The organism is Pantoea sp. NSTU24 (assembly GCF_050157905.1).
GTDB lineage: Bacteria > Pseudomonadota > Gammaproteobacteria > Enterobacterales > Enterobacteriaceae > Pantoea.
Genome location: NZ_JBKIWZ010000001.1, coordinates 3,715,668 through 3,733,216, shown reverse-complemented (window position 1 = coordinate 3,733,216; position 17,549 = coordinate 3,715,668). Strand labels below are relative to the sequence as shown.

General features: G+C 52.5%; 14 protein-coding genes and 1 pseudogene. 9 read left to right on the top strand and 6 right to left on the bottom strand.

Going from position 1 to position 17,549, the window contains the following annotated elements:
* Positions 1-118: 118 nt before the first annotated feature.
* The 4 genes from pepA (at position 119) to ACLHDD_RS17670 (ending at position 5,604) form a co-directional block, all read left to right on the top strand.
* Positions 119-1,630, top strand: coding sequence for a leucyl aminopeptidase (gene pepA, locus ACLHDD_RS17685; RefSeq protein WP_427105089.1), 1,512 nt, complete (start codon positions 119-121; stop codon positions 1,628-1,630).
* A 65-nt stretch (positions 1,631-1,695) separates the two neighbouring features.
* On the top strand, positions 1,696-2,154 hold the full coding sequence (locus ACLHDD_RS17680) for a DNA polymerase III subunit chi (protein ID WP_427105088.1): 459 nt from the start codon (positions 1,696-1,698) through the stop codon (positions 2,152-2,154).
* A 5-nt stretch (positions 2,155-2,159) separates the two neighbouring features.
* Complete coding sequence (locus ACLHDD_RS17675) at positions 2,160-5,015, top strand: valine--tRNA ligase (protein WP_427105087.1); 2,856 nt, start codon at positions 2,160-2,162, stop codon at positions 5,013-5,015.
* 79 nt (positions 5,016-5,094) lie between these two features.
* Positions 5,095-5,604 carry a GNAT family N-acetyltransferase gene (locus tag ACLHDD_RS17670; protein WP_427105232.1) on the top strand — a complete coding sequence of 170 codons (510 nt, stop codon included), beginning with the start codon at positions 5,095-5,097 and terminating at the stop codon, positions 5,602-5,604.
* A 13-nt stretch (positions 5,605-5,617) separates the two neighbouring features.
* Here the strand turns inward: ACLHDD_RS17670 and miaE (ACLHDD_RS17665) are convergent, their stop codons facing one another.
* Complete coding sequence (miaE, locus tag ACLHDD_RS17665; protein WP_427105231.1) at positions 5,618-5,902, bottom strand: tRNA isopentenyl-2-thiomethyl-A-37 hydroxylase MiaE; 285 nt, start codon at positions 5,900-5,902, stop codon at positions 5,618-5,620.
* Positions 5,903-6,863: 961 nt separating this feature from the next.
* Between miaE (ACLHDD_RS17665) and ACLHDD_RS17660 the strand changes: the two genes are divergently transcribed.
* Positions 6,864-8,018, top strand: a complete 1,155-nt coding sequence (locus tag ACLHDD_RS17660) for a hypothetical protein (protein ID WP_427105086.1) — start codon at positions 6,864-6,866, stop codon at positions 8,016-8,018.
* A 20-nt stretch (positions 8,019-8,038) separates the two neighbouring features.
* Here ACLHDD_RS17660 and ACLHDD_RS17655 read toward each other — a convergent pair whose 3' ends face one another.
* From ACLHDD_RS17655 to rraB, 3 genes and pseudogenes are all read right to left on the bottom strand, one after another.
* The gene (locus ACLHDD_RS17655) at positions 8,039-9,637 is read right to left on the bottom strand and encodes a DNA methyltransferase (RefSeq protein ID WP_427105085.1); all 1,599 of its coding nucleotides are present in this window, start codon (positions 9,635-9,637) and stop codon (positions 8,039-8,041) included.
* Between the two features lie 540 nt (positions 9,638-10,177).
* Positions 10,178-10,315, bottom strand: a pseudogene (gene miaE, locus ACLHDD_RS17650) (tRNA isopentenyl-2-thiomethyl-A-37 hydroxylase MiaE); the annotation flags it as partial.
* 54 nt (positions 10,316-10,369) lie between these two features.
* Entirely contained in the window at positions 10,370-10,792 is a 423-nt protein-coding gene (gene rraB, locus ACLHDD_RS17645) for a ribonuclease E inhibitor RraB (protein ID WP_111138543.1), read from the bottom strand.
* A gap of 160 nt (positions 10,793-10,952) precedes the next feature.
* Between rraB and argF the strand changes: the two genes are divergently transcribed.
* From argF to ridA, 4 genes are all read left to right on the top strand, one after another.
* Complete coding sequence (gene argF / locus ACLHDD_RS17640) at positions 10,953-11,960, top strand: ornithine carbamoyltransferase (protein ID WP_427105084.1); 1,008 nt, start codon at positions 10,953-10,955, stop codon at positions 11,958-11,960.
* Between the two features lie 307 nt (positions 11,961-12,267).
* On the top strand, positions 12,268-13,203 hold the full coding sequence (gene pyrB, locus ACLHDD_RS17635; protein ID WP_427105083.1) for an aspartate carbamoyltransferase: 936 nt from the start codon (positions 12,268-12,270) through the stop codon (positions 13,201-13,203).
* 11 nt (positions 13,204-13,214) lie between these two features.
* Positions 13,215-13,679 carry an aspartate carbamoyltransferase regulatory subunit gene (gene pyrI, locus ACLHDD_RS17630; protein ID WP_010251684.1) on the top strand — a complete coding sequence of 155 codons (465 nt, stop codon included), beginning with the start codon at positions 13,215-13,217 and terminating at the stop codon, positions 13,677-13,679.
* A gap of 72 nt (positions 13,680-13,751) precedes the next feature.
* Positions 13,752-14,138: a 2-iminobutanoate/2-iminopropanoate deaminase gene (gene ridA / locus ACLHDD_RS17625; RefSeq protein WP_427105082.1), complete on the top strand. Its 387-nt coding sequence runs from the start codon at positions 13,752-13,754 to the stop codon at positions 14,136-14,138.
* A 50-nt stretch (positions 14,139-14,188) separates the two neighbouring features.
* On the opposite strand, the gene lplT is transcribed toward ridA, so the two are convergent.
* Positions 14,189-15,379 (bottom strand): lysophospholipid transporter LplT, encoded by a 1,191-nt coding sequence (gene lplT, locus ACLHDD_RS17620; RefSeq protein WP_427105081.1) that lies wholly within the window; start codon positions 15,377-15,379, stop codon positions 14,189-14,191.
* On the bottom strand, positions 15,376-17,526 hold the full coding sequence (gene aas, locus ACLHDD_RS17615; protein ID WP_427105080.1) for a bifunctional acyl-ACP--phospholipid O-acyltransferase/long-chain-fatty-acid--ACP ligase: 2,151 nt from the start codon (positions 17,524-17,526) through the stop codon (positions 15,376-15,378). Before aas ends, lplT begins: the two co-directional genes overlap by 4 nt.
* Positions 17,527-17,549: the final 23 nt, after the last annotated feature.

The window sequence follows — 17,549 nt, the reverse complement described above, 5'->3', positions numbered from 1 at the left end:
TGATTCATTATGACCTCCAGCGGCAGAATGTCATGCTGCGACAATGAATAAATGGGTCATGAGCGCGCTACATTCTAGCGGCAGCAGCGGCCGTTGTCTTTAAGATTCAGGAGAGTGCATGGAGTTCAGTGTAAAAAGCGGAAGCCCGGAAAAACAGCGCAGTGCCTGCATTGTCGTTGGCGTTTTCGAACCGCGTCGTCTGTCACCGATTGCCGAGCAGCTGGATAAAATCAGCGACGGCTATATCAGCGCCCTGCTGCGCCGTGGCGAGCTGGAAGGAAAAGTGGGCCAGACACTGCTGCTGCATCATGTGCCAAATATCCTGTCTGAGCGTATTCTGCTGATTGGCTGCGGTAAAGAGCGTGAGCTGGATGAGCGTCAGTACAAGCAGGTGATTCAGAAAACTATTAATACGCTCAACGACACCGGTTCAATGGAAGCGGTCTGCTTCCTGACCGAGCTGCACGTCAAAGGCCGTAATACGTACTGGAAAGTGCGTCAGGCGGTGGAGACCTCAAAAGAGGCGCTCTACAATTTTGATCAGCTTAAGAGTAATAAAGCAGAGCCGCGTCGTCCGCTGCGCAAGCTGGTCTTTAACGTGCCAACCCGCCGTGAACTCACCAGCGGCGAACGGGCGATTCAGCACGGCTTAGCCGTTGCAGCCGGTACGAAAGCCGCGAAAGATCTGGGCAACATGCCGCCTAATATCTGCAACGCGGCTTATCTGGCGTCGCAGGCGCGTCAGCTGGCCGATGCCTTCAGCAAAAATGTCACGACCCGGGTGATTGGCGAACAGCAGATGAAAGAGCTGGGCATGAACGCTTACCTTGCCGTCGGTGCCGGTTCGCAAAACGAATCGCTGATGTCAGTGATCGAATACAAAGGCAATCCGGATGCCGATGCGCGTCCGATTGTGCTGGTGGGTAAAGGGCTGACCTTTGACTCCGGCGGCATCTCCATCAAGCCAGCCGACAGCATGGACGAAATGAAGTATGACATGTGCGGCGCAGCGGCCGTCTATGGCGTGATGCGGATGGTGGCGGAGCTGAACCTGCCGCTGAACGTGGTGGGCGTGCTGGCCGGATGTGAAAACATGCCGGATGGCCGCTCAATGCGTCCGGGCGATGTCCTGACCACCATGTCGGGCCAGACGGTTGAAGTGCTGAACACCGATGCCGAAGGTCGTCTGGTGCTGTGTGACGCGCTGACCTATGTCGAACGTTTCGATCCGGACGTGGTGATCGACGTGGCAACGCTGACCGGTGCCTGCGTGATCGCACTGGGCCACCACATCAGCGGCCTGCTGTCGAACCACAATCCGCTGGCGCATGAGCTGATCAGCGCCTCAGAGCAGTCGGGCGACCGCGCCTGGCGTCTGCCGATGGCGGATGAGTTCCAGGAGCAGCTGGAGTCCAACTTTGCCGATATGGGTAACATTGGCGGCCGTCCTGGCGGCGCGATTACCGCAGCCTGCTTCCTGGCCCGCTTTGCCCGCAAATATAACTGGGCGCACCTGGATATCGCCGGCACCGCCTGGCGATCCGGCAAGGCTAAAGGCGCGACCGGACGCCCGGTTCCGATGCTGTCGCAGTTCCTGTTGAATCGGGCAGGATTGAACGGCGACGACTAAGCGCCCTCTTTTCTGGCAGCTGGGGCGGATCTGATTCCGCCCCTGATCTTCTGATGAGCTAACCGATGAAAAACGCAACCTTCTACGTGCTGGAAACCGATGTCCCCAGTGATGGCCTGAGCGCCGTTGAAGCGCTGGTGTGCGATCTGGCAGAAACACGCTGGCGGGCCGGGAAGCGGGTGTTGATCGCCTGTGAAGATGAACAGCAGGCCATTCGTCTGGATGAAGCGCTGTGGCAACGACCGGCGAACGCCTTTGTGCCACACAATCTGGCGGGTGAAGGCCCGCGCTATGGTGCGCCCGTCGAGCTGGCATGGCCACAGCGTCGCGGCAGTTCACCGCGTGACCTGCTGATTAGCCTGCTGCCCCACTTCGCAGATTTTGCTACTGCTTTCCATGAAGTGATAGACTTCGTTCCTCACGAGGACGCTCTCAAACAACTGGCGCGCGACCGCTATAAAGCGTATCGCAGCGTTGGATTCCAATTGAATACGGCAGCGCCACCACAGCCGCAAACGACATAGCAGAAATGGAAAAGACATATAACCCGCAAGATATCGAGCAGCCGCTTTACGAGCATTGGGAAAAGCAGGGCTACTTCAAACCGAATGGCGATACCCGCCAGGAAAGCTTTTGCATCATGATTCCGCCGCCGAATGTCACCGGTAGCTTGCACATGGGTCACGCCTTCCAGCAAACCATCATGGACACCATGATCCGTTACCAGCGCATGCAGGGAAAAAACACCCTGTGGCAGGCGGGTACCGACCACGCGGGCATCGCCACGCAGATGGTGGTTGAGCGCAAAATTGCGGCTGAAGAGGGCAAAACGCGCCAGGATTATGGCCGCGACGCCTTCATCGACAAAATCTGGCAGTGGAAGGCCGAGTCTGGCGGCACCATCACCCGTCAGATGCGCCGTCTGGGTAACTCCGTCGACTGGGAGCGCGAACGCTTCACGATGGACGAAGGGCTCTCCAACGCCGTTAAAGAGGTGTTTGTTCGTCTCTATAAAGAGAACCTGATCTACCGTGGCAAACGCCTGGTGAACTGGGACCCGAAACTGCGCACCGCGATCTCCGATCTGGAAGTGGAAAACCGCGAGAGCAAAGGCTCGATGTGGCACATCCGCTATCCGCTGGCTGAAGGCGCAAAAACGGCCGACGGCAAAGATTATCTGGTGGTAGCGACCACCCGTCCGGAAACCCTGCTGGGCGATACCGGCGTGGCCGTTAACCCGGAAGATCCGCGCTACAAGGATCTGATCGGCAAATTTGTGATGCTGCCGCTGGTGGGCCGTCTGATCCCAATCGTCGGTGATGAACACGCCGACATGGAAAAAGGCACCGGCTGCGTCAAGATCACCCCGGCGCATGACTTCAACGACTACGAAGTCGGTCGCCGTCATCGGTTACCGATGATCAACATCCTGACCTTTGACGGTGATATCCGCGAACGCGCGCAGGTTTACGACACCAACGGTGAAGCGAGCGACGCCTGCTCAGACGAGATCCCGGCCGCTTTCCAGAAAATGGAACGCTTCGCTGCGCGTAAAGCGATTGTCGCCGCCGTCGATGCGCTGGGTCTGCTGGATGAGATCAAACCTCACGACCTGACCGTGCCTTACGGCGACCGTGGCGGTGTGGTCATCGAACCGATGCTGACCGACCAGTGGTACGTGCGTACGGCTCCGCTGGCGAAAGTCGCGGTTGAAGCGGTGGAGAACGGCGACATTCAGTTCGTGCCGAAGCAGTATGAAAACATGTACTTCTCCTGGATGCGTGATATTCAGGACTGGTGTATTTCCCGTCAGCTCTGGTGGGGTCACCGCATCCCGGCGTGGTATGACGAGAACGGCAACGTCTATGTTGGCCGCACCGAAGACGAGGTACGCGCAGAGAACAACCTGGCCGCCGATGTGGCGCTGCGTCAGGATGATGACGTGCTGGATACCTGGTTCTCCTCGGGCCTGTGGACCTTCTCTACCCTGGGCTGGCCGGAAAACACCGAAGCGCTGCGCACCTTCCACCCGACCAGCGTGCTGGTCAGCGGCTTCGACATCATCTTCTTCTGGATTGCCCGCATGATCATGCTGACCATGCACTTCATCAAAGATGAAAACGGCAAACCGCAGGTGCCGTTTAAAACCGTCTACATGACCGGCCTGATCCGTGATGAAGAGGGTCAGAAGATGTCGAAATCCAAGGGCAACGTGATTGACCCGCTGGATATGGTCGACGGCATCTCGCTGGAGGCGCTGCTGGAAAAACGTACCGGCAACATGATGCAGCCGCAGCTGGCAGAGAAGATCCGCAAACGTACCGAGAAGCAGTTCCCGGACGGCATCGAGCCATCAGGCACCGATGCGCTGCGTTTCACCCTGGCGGCGCTGGCCTCTACCGGCCGCGACATCAACTGGGACATGAAGCGCCTGGAAGGGTATCGCAACTTCTGTAACAAGCTGTGGAACGCCAGCCGCTTTGTGCTGATGAACACCGAAGATCAGGATTGCGGACAGAACGGCGGCGACATGACGCTGTCGCTTGCCGATCGCTGGATCCTGACCGAGTTCAACAACACGGTGAAAGCGTACCGCGAAGCGCTGGACAGCTATCGCTTCGATATCGCCGCCAACATCCTGTATGACTTCACCTGGAACCAGTTCTGTGACTGGTATCTGGAGCTGACTAAGCCGGTGATGAACAGCGGCAGCGAAGCGGAACTGCGTGGCACCCGTCATACGCTGGTGCATGTGCTGGAAGCGCTGCTGCGCCTGGCGCACCCGATCATTCCGTTTATTACCGAAACCATCTGGCAGCGTGTGAAAGTGCTGAAAAACATCAGCGACGACACCATCATGCTGCAGCCGTTCCCGCAGTACGATGCGGCGAAAGAAGATGCCGAAGCGAAAGCGGACATTGAGTGGATGAAACAGGCGATCGTGGCGGTGCGTAATATCCGTGCCGAAATGAACATCGCTCTGAGTAAGCCGCTGGATGTGCTGCTGCGTGACTGCTCCCCTGCCGCGCTGCGTCGCGTCGAGGCGAACCGCAACTTCCTGTCGCGCCTGGCGCGTCTGGAAAGCCTGACCATTCTGCCTGCGGGCGAGAAAGGCCCGGTATCGGTAACCAAGCTGGTTGAAGGCGCAGAGCTGCTGATCCCGATGGCGGATCTGGTGGATAAAACCGCCGAGCTGGAGCGTCTGGCGAAAGAGCTGGTTAAGCTGGATGTGGAGATCGAGAAGATCGAAACCAAGCTGGCGAACGAAGGCTTCGTTTCGCGCGCCCCGGAAGCGGTGGTGGCGAAAGAGCGCGAGCGCGTCGCTGAACTGCAACAGTCAAAAGCAAAACTGATTGAACAGCAGGCGGTCATTGCGGCATTGTAAGCGTCTTAGCTGACAGCTTATTCTTAAAGCCGGGCTTGCCCGGCTTTTTTATTGACCTCGTACAAATCCGGAAGAGATGATGACGACCAGCGCCAACCCGCGTTCTGACCTCCAGGTGCGGCCGATTACTGCCGCCGATAATCCACATATTGCCCAGGTGATCCGCGATGTCTCCGCCGAGTTCGGCCTGACCGCGGATAAAGGTTATACCGTTTCCGATCCCCAGCTCGACCAGCTGTTTGAGCTCTACAGTGCTGAACAGAGTGCCTACTGGATCATTGAGTATCAGGGTAAGGTCGTCGGCGGAGGCGGTGTCGCCCCCCTCGCCTGCAGCGCACCCGATATCTGCGAACTGCAGAAGATGTATTTCCTGCCAGCTATACGCGGTCAGGGGCTGGCACGCGAGCTGGCGCTACGGGCGATGGAACATGCACGCCGTCACGGCTTCCGCCGCTGCTATCTGGAAACCACCGCCAGCCTGACGCGGGCGATCAAACTGTACGAATCGCTGGGCTTTGCACATATCGACGGCGCGATGGGCTGCACCGGCCATGTCGACTGCGAAGTGCGGATGCTGAAAGCGCTGTAACAGCGGGTCAGGTTCAGAACGCCGGTACGCCGCTGTGAAAACGGAGTTCGGTGTCCGGCTCGCTGATTAACCGCCCTTCTGTAACGCCAATCGCCTGCACCCGTGGCGTGATATCTTTCGCCGCAATCTGCGCCGCCAGGGTCAGATAGTCCTGATAGTGCCGCGCCTCGGAGCGCAACAGCGACAGATAGAACTTCGCCAGCTCATCATCAAGATAAGGTGCCAGACTGGCGAACCGTTCGCATGAGCGCGCCTCGATGTACGCGCCACAAAAAGTACTCCAGGTTAATTTCGAAATTCAGATAATTTAGCTCTTGTGAATATTGCGCTCTGAACTGGTATAATGCTTTTATTATGATTGAACAAAAAATCTCACTGACCTGAGCATAGGCTTGTTGGTTTTTCTTTTATTGCCAATGCTGCTAAAAACTGCCAAGCTTAAGTGAAAATTATTTCGATGATTGGTTAAAAAAGTAACTATCCGTTACAGTTAAACCATTATACTCGGATCATTTCATTTGATATGGTCTATTACAATATATTGCCCGCGAAAACCCGCTGACACATGGCAGTCAAACCAATTTCTGTCCAGCCAGCCAATTCTGTAAAAATGATCATAAATCTGGTAGCGCAGGGAAAAGCGTTTCGCTCCAAAAGCAGAATATTAGCACAAAAGCGGAACGACTGAAGCAGGAGAAAATAATTAAGAAATCCATCCGTTTCTTCAGTCAGAGGGGGAAAGATTGAGATGCAATATCCTTTGACAAAAAATGAACATAGCTGTACTGTTTCCACCTGTGCGCCAGAAAAAAAGCATATTAGATTACCTCCTGACTTAAAACCTCTTTTCAAAAATGAGCTAAACCACGTAAAAAACCAGATACCCGATATAAAAATTTATACCGCACCATAAATTCCGCGTTAAATGGAAAATAATTAAATTTAATCTATCCAACAAAAACATTATAAGCACCGCCCTGCTCACTTCGACATTAAATTATTATTAGTGTAATATTTCGCGCAAGATTGATTTTCGAAATCCTTAATGTTTTTTATTTTCATCTTTCAGGCTAACTTTCAGAAAATTTTCAATTAGATAATACAGGATAATATTGCACCAACGGAGAGATGTAAACCTCAACACCGGTTACTTCAGGGCCTCGCCAACAGTATAAGTTGACCGGCTTAACAAAGAGGCTTCAGTTTATTTAAAGCATCATATTAGTTTTTGTGGTTTAACTTTAAGAAGGCAAGATACTATGCAATTCAATGAAATACATAAACTTTTTGGAAAAAATGATACGGATTTATACGTACTCCAAAAGGAAGAAAACTTTAGCAGATATTTGCTCGTACGTTCTTTAGATAGCCATCATTTAATGGAGCTACTGGAAAAAAACAGCATTCAGAATTCAGGAAGTAATAAAATCGATTTTTTATATGAAAGGCTTTTCAATTCCGATATTTCCGAAGAAGACTTAATAGATTATATCAAGTGTAAATATCCTGAAGTTCGTGACGAAAGGCTTGAGCAAGAGGTTCATCTTCCAGGTATCATCAAGGAATATGGTGAAGTTAAATGTGGGGTCAGAAATGACAATCTTAATGACACAGCTAAACAGCTTGTTCGCGATAAAAGTATTAAAACCAAGGAAGACCTGGAGATTAAAGTAGAGAAATTACTCCAGGGGACTATCAAAGGATATATTCTTTGGCAGTACTATAATCAGGTGACAAATGATCTGGTAGAACATATATTCAACAACCATGCCAATGTAATCCCTACACTCCGTAAGATAAAATACGTAGATTTTATGGTAAAAATTGATGACAAAATCATTCCTTTTGATCTGAAAATCACTCATATATCGGATGACTTTTTTGACTTATTTACAAAAGGAATTACAGAAACCTCTGATGGTGACGACTCATTCGCAATCGGTGAAAACCCCTCAGAAATAGAGGAAATAAAAAACCATTACAAAAAATATAAGAAATCATATAGCCTACCAAACTTTGGAGGACTTAAAAAAGATGAACTCATTGAAATATTAATGGAAAGATCGCCCGATGTTAGCAAGGATTTCATCAACGATTTCTTTAAAAAAAGACGGGATTTAGTTAATAAATTATCTGGACATTTAAAAAAAATTGAATGGTGGAATTACAAATTCCAGGGTGAGCGTCTTTTCAAAAATAATAATAGATTTTTTGTGTTTTTGGCTTATAAGGATTCACTCGAAGATGCAAGGCCACTGAAAGGTAATTTAGAAGAAATTTCCAAACGTGTTACTGAAAAATTAAATGATATCTCCAGTGGCAATTTAAATGAAATAAAATACTATTATACTAAAGACAAAGGGCTTGAAGGCGCCTATATAGTCAATTCGGTATCGGTGCTGGTAACAGATTAATGCGAAAAATGACAGTGGCTTTACGCCGCTGTCATTTTTGATGCCCACAATCCATGTTCAGAAATAGCAAAATTATCTAAAAGTATTGACATAAAATTAACATTGTGGAAAAGAATGTGATTACTAAAGATATGGACGAGAAGATGTACAAAAATTTCATTAGTTGTTGCGGGCCGCTTTTCTAAAAGCTCCTGTGTTTTCCACTTTACTAATTTTATCGTTTCATCAAAACCTAACTCAGTAAGAGTCGGCCTTTTTTTGGTTTTTTGAAACGTAATTAAAATATCGCCTTTGATAGTCATTTTTCTGTTCAACTGACGCGGTGAAAACGTTTTTTGTGTCAAGAGCTTTAGCTCATGCAAAGTGAAACCAGCCTCAAGACAAGCACGGGTTACAGCATACCATTCACCACCTGATATAGAGTGAAATGTAATGCTGAAATATTTTTCAGGGTTAAGAACCCGATATATTTCTTTTATGCACTTATTAATATCATCGGTAAATTCTTCGATTCTCTTATTTCTTACTTTAGCGTCAGTCACAACAACTTCATTACTGTAATCAACTTCCTTTTGCAGCCAGGTGTTCCATATTACACTTTGTTCAAAATAAGGGACGGAGTCTCCGTATGGCGGATCTGTAAATATATAATCGATTGAATTATCCTGAAACGGTAGTTTTTTTGTATCACTTTGAGTAATCAAATAACCACGAGTAGTATTTTTAAATTTTTTTGTATCAGCAACTTTTCCTAAATCTGTTATACAGCTTACATGGTTATTTTTTTGGTAAAAATCAAGCTTACCAGCTATCGCCTTTGCAACTCTGTTTTTAAAGTAGTGGAATACATTGTTTTCAAGATAAGTATTGCCAATATAGAACCCCGTCATCCAGGCTCCCGGAGCCATAGGCCCACGTGAATTTATTGGCGGTACAAGTTTAGAGCAGTTAGCTAAATTAGAGGTAAAAACAAGCATCGCAAAGTCACGGACTAATTTGTTCTCAATACTATTTATTCTATCGAATAATGAAATGTGGCAAATCAGCGTTCTCTTAGTGAATAATGAATCAGTTGTCATATTATCTAACGCGCTAATCCGGCCATTCCGGATGAGTTCTGTACACGGATGAGGTGGCATCACAATATTATCTTCTGACTCTTTTAGTTTTAAGACCTCACTCTTTTCGAGTTTGTACTCAATCGCCGCTTTTGAACAAGTGCAACTAACTTTGTTCATTAGCGGTGAATCGTCTTTTCCTCTAAGCGTAGCTATAACATCAGCTTTTTTCCCACATGATGGGCAAATCCCAGTGAACCATTGCTCATTTAAATAATTTAGATCTTTAATTATTTCATTAATTTCATTTTTGAATTTATCAATATCGATGTTTTTTTCAAGCAATTGCTCTTGTATAAAGACTGACGCAGGGTTCAGATCATTACCTATAGCATTACGTCCATTTATGTATGCTTCGCACACAAAAACACCATAACCAGCAAAGGGATCAAAAACTAAATCACCTTTATTTGAGTATTTTTCGATTAAATGTAGCAAATCACCTGAAGGTTTTTTTCCCCAATATTTATGCATCTCATAACGTGCAAATTTTTGCTTCATTAAGTACCTCGTAAGGAATTTTATTATTATCAGGTATACTGCAGATAGATCTGTTAGCTAACACTACCGTATACGTTAAACGAATACAAGGCATGATGCAGAATTCCAATCTTATTTTGTAACCTGCTGTTATTTTCGGATCAATTCTTTATGCCTTAAGGTTAAAGAGGGGGCTCATTCAGAGAGCAATGGCTAAAATTTTGAAATAACTCAGGCCACTGGTCAAGAATAGAAGACGGCCATGCTGTACCTAATCTAAATAAAATAATTACAAACTGTCTATGTCTGGATTTTGAACTCGTTTTTGTTATACAACTATATTCTGATTTAGCCTTCGGCTGGCGCAAAATGGCATTATTATTGATACAACAGCTAATATAGCGGATTGCAATGATACTAAAATCTTGGTCAGGGAAATCATCTGCGTTCTTATAATTTAACGAAAATTTAAAGCGTCATTAACCAGCCTTAGTTTTAAAGCATTATTCAAAGAATAAATTATTCCGGAATACTATTATCTGCGTTAAATACTCCCATCGTTGCTTTCAGCTCGCAGACCAGATGGTCGGTTAACAGCAGGGTCAGATTTTCCGGCTTGCGTGCCTCACCAATCCAGGCCTGGGGCGTGCGGCAGTGCAGAAACTGATAAATCGGTTCAAGTAAAGGTGCGTAGTTCATGATGTCAAAGGGCGTGGCGAGGGTGACAGGCGGAGAGCTCTCCGCCCCGGCTACTTAGTGGCGAACACCATTATCGTCTTCATCTTCAATGGCGTCGTCTTCGTCATCTTCATCTTCGGCGTCGGGATCTTCGAAATAGGTGCCCCAGCCGTCGTAATCAACGTTGTACTTACCGATGAGATTCACCAGCTGCTCAACCTGCGCATCGATCAGCTCCGGATTCAGCGCGGATTCACTGATGATGTCGACGCACATCACCGTGGTGCCATCTTCCAGCTCCAGCTCTTCCGGTTCGGTCACTTCATAACCCAGCTTGAACGCGTCAACAGCGGCTTTTTCCAGTGAGTCAAAGTTATTGCAGGAGAGATGGTGCTCGATGGTATAGAGCGCATCAGGATCGCTGCCATCCTCCAGCAGCTCTTCGATGATCTGCCGTGTCTCTTCCTGCTGCTCTTCCAGTAATGCTTCATATGCCATAACGATGTCCTCTCTGAGTTCGGCAATAAACAATTATTTTCCCACACTGCCTGTCGCGCCACTACACAAAACCGAAAGTTTATTCGTCCCAGACTTGAAAATGAATATTCATACGGTTAGATTGAATTTTAATTCACTTTAATGCTTACCGGAGCGTTGTATGAGTCAGTTGTATCAGCGTCATTTTCTCAGACTTCTGGATTTTACCCCCGCCGAAATCGATTACCTGCTCTCCCTTTCCGCTGAATTAAAAAAGGCGAAAAAAAGCGCCAGCGAAGTGCAGTATCTGAAAGGCAAAAACATCGCGCTCATCTTCGAAAAAGACTCGACCCGTACCCGATGCTCTTTCGAAGTTGCCGCTTACGATCAGGGTGCAAACGTCACTTATCTCGGCCCGAGTGGCAGTCAGATCGGCCATAAAGAGTCAATGCGCGACACCGCGCGCGTGCTGGGCCGCATGTACGATGGCATTCAGTATCGCGGTTACGGTCAGGAGCTGGTGGAGACGCTGGCAGAACATGCCGGTGTGCCGGTGTGGAACGGCCTGACTACCGAGTTTCATCCGACCCAGTTGCTGGCCGACCTGCTGACGATGCAGGAACATCTGCCAGATAAAAAACTCAGCGAGATGACGCTGGTCTATGTCGGTGATGCGCGCAACAACATGGGCAACACCATGCTGGAAGCCGCCGCCCAGGTCGGTCTGGATCTGCGTCTGGTGGCGCCGAAGAGCTGCTGGCCGGAGGACGAACTGGTCGCGCAGTGCCGCGAAGTGGCACAGCAGACTGGCGGAAAGATTACCCTCACCGAGGATATTGCCAGTGGTGTGAAAGATGCGGATTTCATCTACACCGATGTTTGGGTGTCGATGGGCGAAGCCAAAGCGGTCTGGGCCGAGCGTATTGCCCTGCTGCGTGACTATCAGGTCAACCGGGCGATGCTGGATCTGACCGGCAACCCGCAGGTGAAATTCCTGCACTGCCTGCCCGCTTTCCATGACGATCAGACCACGCTGGGCCAGCAGATGGCGGAACAGTACAATCTGCCCAACGGCATGGAAGTCAGCGATGAGGTCTTTGAGTCGCCGCACAGCATCGTTTTCGATCAGGCCGAGAACCGTATGCACACCATCAAAGCGGTTATGGTGGCGACGCTGGGCCAGCGCTGAGAGGCCGCGGCCACCGGACGCGGTTCTCATCCGACAGCGTCCGCCGCAGTTGCCCTGTTTCGCTGCCGGGCGCGCACCGGCGGCCGGCCCGCAAACGTTTTCCTCTTGCTGCTCTGCGGCGAACGGGTATAATGCGGCCCAATTTGCCGGAGGAAACATGCGACAGCACAGCGGACAATTTGATGCTCAATCACGCCTGACCGCAGGCGGTGCTGCTGTTTCTTTCGGTCATCGACCCGATCTTAAAAAAGCCCCTTAAGCAGGGGCTTTTTTTTGCCCGCAATCCGGCCGCGCAGAGGAGAAAGCTATGGCTAACCCGCTATATCGCAAGCACATTATTTCAATCAACGACCTCAGTCGCGAAGAGCTGGAACTGACGCTGCAGACCGCGGCACAGCTTAAAGCCAACCCGCAGCCGGAACTGCTGAAGCACAAGGTCATCGCCAGCTGCTTCTTTGAGGCGTCAACCCGAACGCGCCTGTCGTTTGAAACCGCGATCCATCGTCTGGGCGCGTCAGCGGTCGGCTTTGCTGACGGCAGCAATACCTCGCTGGGCAAGAAGGGAGAAACCCTGGCCGACACCATTTCAGTTATCAGCACCTATGTTGATGCGATTGTGATGCGTCATCCGCAGGAAGGCGCGGCCCGGCTGGCGACCGAGTTCTCCAATGGCATCCCGATCCTCAACGCGGGTGATGGGGCAAACCAGCATCCGACCCAGACGCTGCTGGACCTCTTCACCATTCAGGAAACCCAGGGTCGTCTGAATCAGCTGAATGTGGCGATGGTCGGTGACCTGAAGTATGGCCGCACCGTCCACTCGCTGACCCAGGCGCTGGCGAAGTTTGAAGGCAACCGCTTCTACTTTATTGCGCCCGATGCGCTGGCGATGCCCGCCTACATCACCGATATGCTGGATGAGAAGCAGATCCCCTGGTCACGACACGACAGCTTCGAGGCGGTGATGCCGCAGCTCGATATTCTCTACATGACACGGGTCCAGAAAGAGCGGCTCGACCCGTCCGAGTATGCCAACGTCAAAGCGCAGTTCATTCTGCGCGCGGCCGATCTCGGTACAGCGCGCGACAACATGAAAGTGCTGCACCCGCTGCCGCGTATCGATGAAATCACTACCGATGTCGACAAGACCCCGTACGCCTGGTATTTCCAGCAGGCGGGTAACGGCATCTATGCGCGCCAGGCTCTGCTGGCACTGGTTTTAAACAGCGAACTCGCCCTGTAAGGAGAAACCTCATGACACAGGACAACAAATTGCAGGTCGAAGCGATTAAACGCGGCACGGTTATCGACCATATTCCGGCGCAGATTGGCTTTAAACTGCTCTCTCTGTTTCGGCTGACCGAAACCGACCAGCGCATTACCATCGGCCTGAACCTGCCATCCGGTGAGATGGGCCGCAAGGATCTGATCAAGATTGAGAACACCTTTCTCACTGACGATCAGGTGAATCAGCTGGCGGTCTATGCGCCTCACGCTACGGTCAACCGCATCGATGACTACGAAGTGGTGGCCAAGATCGCCCCGACGCTGCCGGACCACGTTGAGCGGGTACTGACCTGCCCTAACAGCAACTGCATCAGCCGCAGCGAGCCGGTCTTCTCCAGCTTTGCCGTCAAGCAGCGCGCCGATGATGTGCACCTGAAGTGCAAATATTGCGAGAAAGAGTTCGCCCGCCATGTGGTGCTGGGTCACTGGTAATCGCTCTGCCCGACCTTATAATGGGCCTGAGCGGCGGCATCGCCGCCTGACGACATAATCAAAGGAGCCAGGATGTCTCGTGAAATCAGTACTGAAAAAGCCCCTGCCGCTATCGGTCCCTATGTTCAGGGCGTCGATCTGGGCAGCATGATCATGACCTCAGGTCAGATCCCGGTAGATCCGGCGACCGGCCAGGTAGCCGATGACATCGCCGCCCAGGCGCGCCAGTCGCTGGAAAACGTGAAGGCGATTGTAGAAGCGGCGGGTCTGAAGGTGGGCGATATCGTGAAGACCACGGTGTTCGTCAAAGATTTAAATGACTTTGCTACGGTCAATGCGACCTATGAAGCGTTTTTCACCGAACATCAGGCTCACTTCCCGGCGCGTTCCTGCGTCGAAGTGGCGCGTCTGCCAAAAGATGTGAAGATCGAAATCGAAGCGATTGCCATCCGTCGCTAAGATTGTACGCCGCCGCCTGCTGTGAACGCTGGCAGGCGGCGGCGCCGTGTTTACCGCTTAGCCGGTCGCCACAGCCACAGCAGCGCTATCGCCAGCGCAAACAGCACACCGAAGCCGATGCCCGTCGCCACCGCAGGCGCCCCCGCTCTGATCGCCAGCGTATAGAGTCCCAGCATGATCAGCATGGCGCTGTTCTCACCCAGATTCTGCACCGCAATGGCATTACCGGAGCCGACGCTCTCTTTGCCGCGTGCCTGCAGCAGCGCATTCAGCGGCACCACAAAGAATCCGCCCAGCGCGCCAGTCAGCATCAGGATCAGATAAGCATTCAGCAGCGAGTGCTGCAGCGAGAAGACCACAACCATGACGCCAATCAGCACCCCGGCTGGCATACAGCGACGCACGGTTTCCAGCGTCACCAGCTTCGCCGCCGCCGCCGCACCAATCACAATCCCGACCGCCACCATCGCATTCAGGGTTGTTGGCGTTGTGTTGTCATTGATGCCCAGCGCCACCGGCACCCAGAGCACCAGCAGAAAACGCAGCGTCACGCCTGCGCCCCAGAACAGGCTGGTCCCCAGCAGCGAGAAGCGCGTCTCTGCACCCCGCCACAGCAGCATAACGGCACCCGAGAAGCGGCGCACCATCATGCCCGGCTGCCAGCTCTGACCAGGACGTGCCGCCGCAAGCTTCGGGATAAACAGGTTGGCAATGACAGCAATGCCGTAGGTCAGCGCACAGATCCCCAGCGCCGCCAGAATATGCCAGTCGGCCAGCATCCCGCCCGCCACTGAGCCGAGCAGGATGGCGGCGATGGTTGACGCCTCCATCAGCCCGTTGGCTTTCACCAGTTTGTCGCCGTGCGTGATCTCCCCCAGGATGCCATATTTGGCCGGTGAGTAGGCCGCCGCCCCCGCGCCCACCAGGGTATAGCCGACGAAGGGATTGAAGCCGAAGCAGATCACCAGCGCACCCAGCAGCTTCAGGCTGTTGGCGAGCATCATCACCCGCCCTTTTGCCATACTGTCCGCCACCTGGCCGACAAACGGCGCCAGCAGAATGTAGGCGGCGACAAACAGCATCTGCAATACCGGCTGGCTCCAGTCGGGATAGAACTGGCTTTTCAGCACCGCCAGGGTGGCAAACAGCAGCGCGTTGTCGCCAAAGGCGGAAAAGAACTGGGCGATAATCACGGCGATCATACCGCGCGACATCAGCGGCGCATGACGATCCAGACTCATCCTTTCTCCTCTTCTGCCATTTTCTTCAGCGTTACATAATCGGGTTTGCCGCTGCCGAGCACCGGCAGCTGTTTCACCACCCGGATATCGCGTGGCAACGCCAGCTCCGGCGCGCCCAGTTCGCGGGCCGCTTTCTGCAGGCTGTCGCGCGCCAGCTCAGCATCAGTAGTAAACAGCACCAGTGCCTCGCCGCGCTGGCCATCCGGACGCAGCGAGGCGGCATGCTGCCTGTCTGGCGACGCTTTCAGGGCGATCTGTTCAACAATCTCCAGCGACACCATCTCCCCGGCGATCTTGGCAAAGCGTTTAGCCCGCCCCTGAATCTGGCAGAAACCGCCCTCGTCAAAGCTGACGATATCGCCGGTGTCATACCAGCCCGCTTCCATATTGCCTTCGCCATCGTCAGCGACCGGCGTTTCCAGCACGCCCGGATTTTCAACCCGCAGATAGCCCTTCATCACGTTCGGGCCGCGCAGTTGCAGCCGTCCGCCCTGCTCAATGCCGGGCACCGACATCAGTCGGGAATCCATGCCCGGCAGAATCCGTCCCACGGTCTGCGCCTTTGTGGCCATCGGCACGTTGATCGCTACCACGGGCGCGCACTCGGTGACGCCGTAGCCTTCAAGGATGCGGATACCATACTTCTCCATGTAAGTCTGGCGGGTCTGCTCCTGCAGTTTCTCCGCCCCCGCAACCACGTAGCGCAGACGGGCAAAATCATAAGGCGCGGCAAAGCGTGCATAGTTACCCAGGAAGGTAGAGGTGCCAAACAGCACGGTACAGTTACGGTCATAGACCAGCTCCGGCACGATGCGATAATGCAGCGGGCTGGGATAGAGGAAGACCTGCGCACCGGTCATCAGCGGCGTGAACAGCCCGACCGTCAGGCCAAACGCATGGAACAGCGGCAGCGCCGACATAAAACGGTCACGCGGGGTGAAGTCTGCCACCGTGCGAATTTGCTCGACGTTGGCCAGCAGGCTTTTATGCGAGTGCACCACCCCTTTGGGATTGCCTTCCGAGCCGGAGGTGAAGAGTACCATGGCCGCATCTTCCGGCTGCTGAGGCAGCTGCGCACGACGCGGCATCAGCAGATGAGCGAGGATCCACAGCTTGTCCCGGCCGGTAACGGTCTCTTTCAGATCTTCCAGATAGATCCACTGCACCTCGCCTAGTCCCTGCGGCAGGTGCCACAGGTTGCCCTTCTCAAGAAACTGGCGCGAGGTGAAGACCGTCTTGATCTGCGCGGCGGTCAGCGCCGCCCGCATGCCGTTAACGCCCGCAGTGTAATTGAGCATCGCCGGTACACGCCCGCGCAGCGTGGCACCGAAAATCGCGGCTGCCGTGACGGTGGTATTGGGCAACAGCAGCCCCACGACTTCACGCGGCTGGCTGTAGCGTTCCAGAATACGGCCCACGCCCAGTGACTTCTTCAGCAGGCCGTTATAGCTGTCGGGTGTGAAATTCACATCTTCGATGCAGGGCTTAAACGCGCCATAACGTGTTCGCGCCGCCAGAAACGCCTCAAACAGGGTTTCACGCGGACGCACCGCCATGCGCGCTTCCATCATTATATGGTGCAGGTGCTCACCGGCCAGCACGCGCCGATCGCGCGCCCGTTTCGCCTCCGGCATCGGAATGCGGGTGGCGGGCAGAATGCTCAGGGTGATACGCGGGAACAGACGACGTTTAAACACGCCCGCCAGACGACCAAACGGCGTGAACTCTGCGCCTTCAATGCGCACCGGCACCACACTGGCACCGGAACGCGCGGCGACAAAACCTGCGCCGCTGTAAATCTTCATCAGCGATCCGGTAACCGTAATCCGTCCTTCCGGGAAAATCACCACCGGACGGCCACTGTCAATCAGCCGGACCAGTTGCTTCAGCGCCATCGGGCGGGTTGGATCCAGCGGGACAAAGTCGATAAAAGGTTTCACCAGACGCATAAACCAGCCTTCGCTGATGGTCGTATAGATGGCGAAGACCGGTTTGATCGGCAAAAATAGCGCCAGCAATATGCCGTCGAGAAACGACACATGGTTCGGCGTGATCAATACCTTCTGTTTATTCAGTTCGGTGACATCGCCACGCAGTTCGACCCGCCACAACAGGCGAAATATCAGGCGCAAAAGTGTGAAAACCATGCCGGCTCCTTAGCATCATGAAA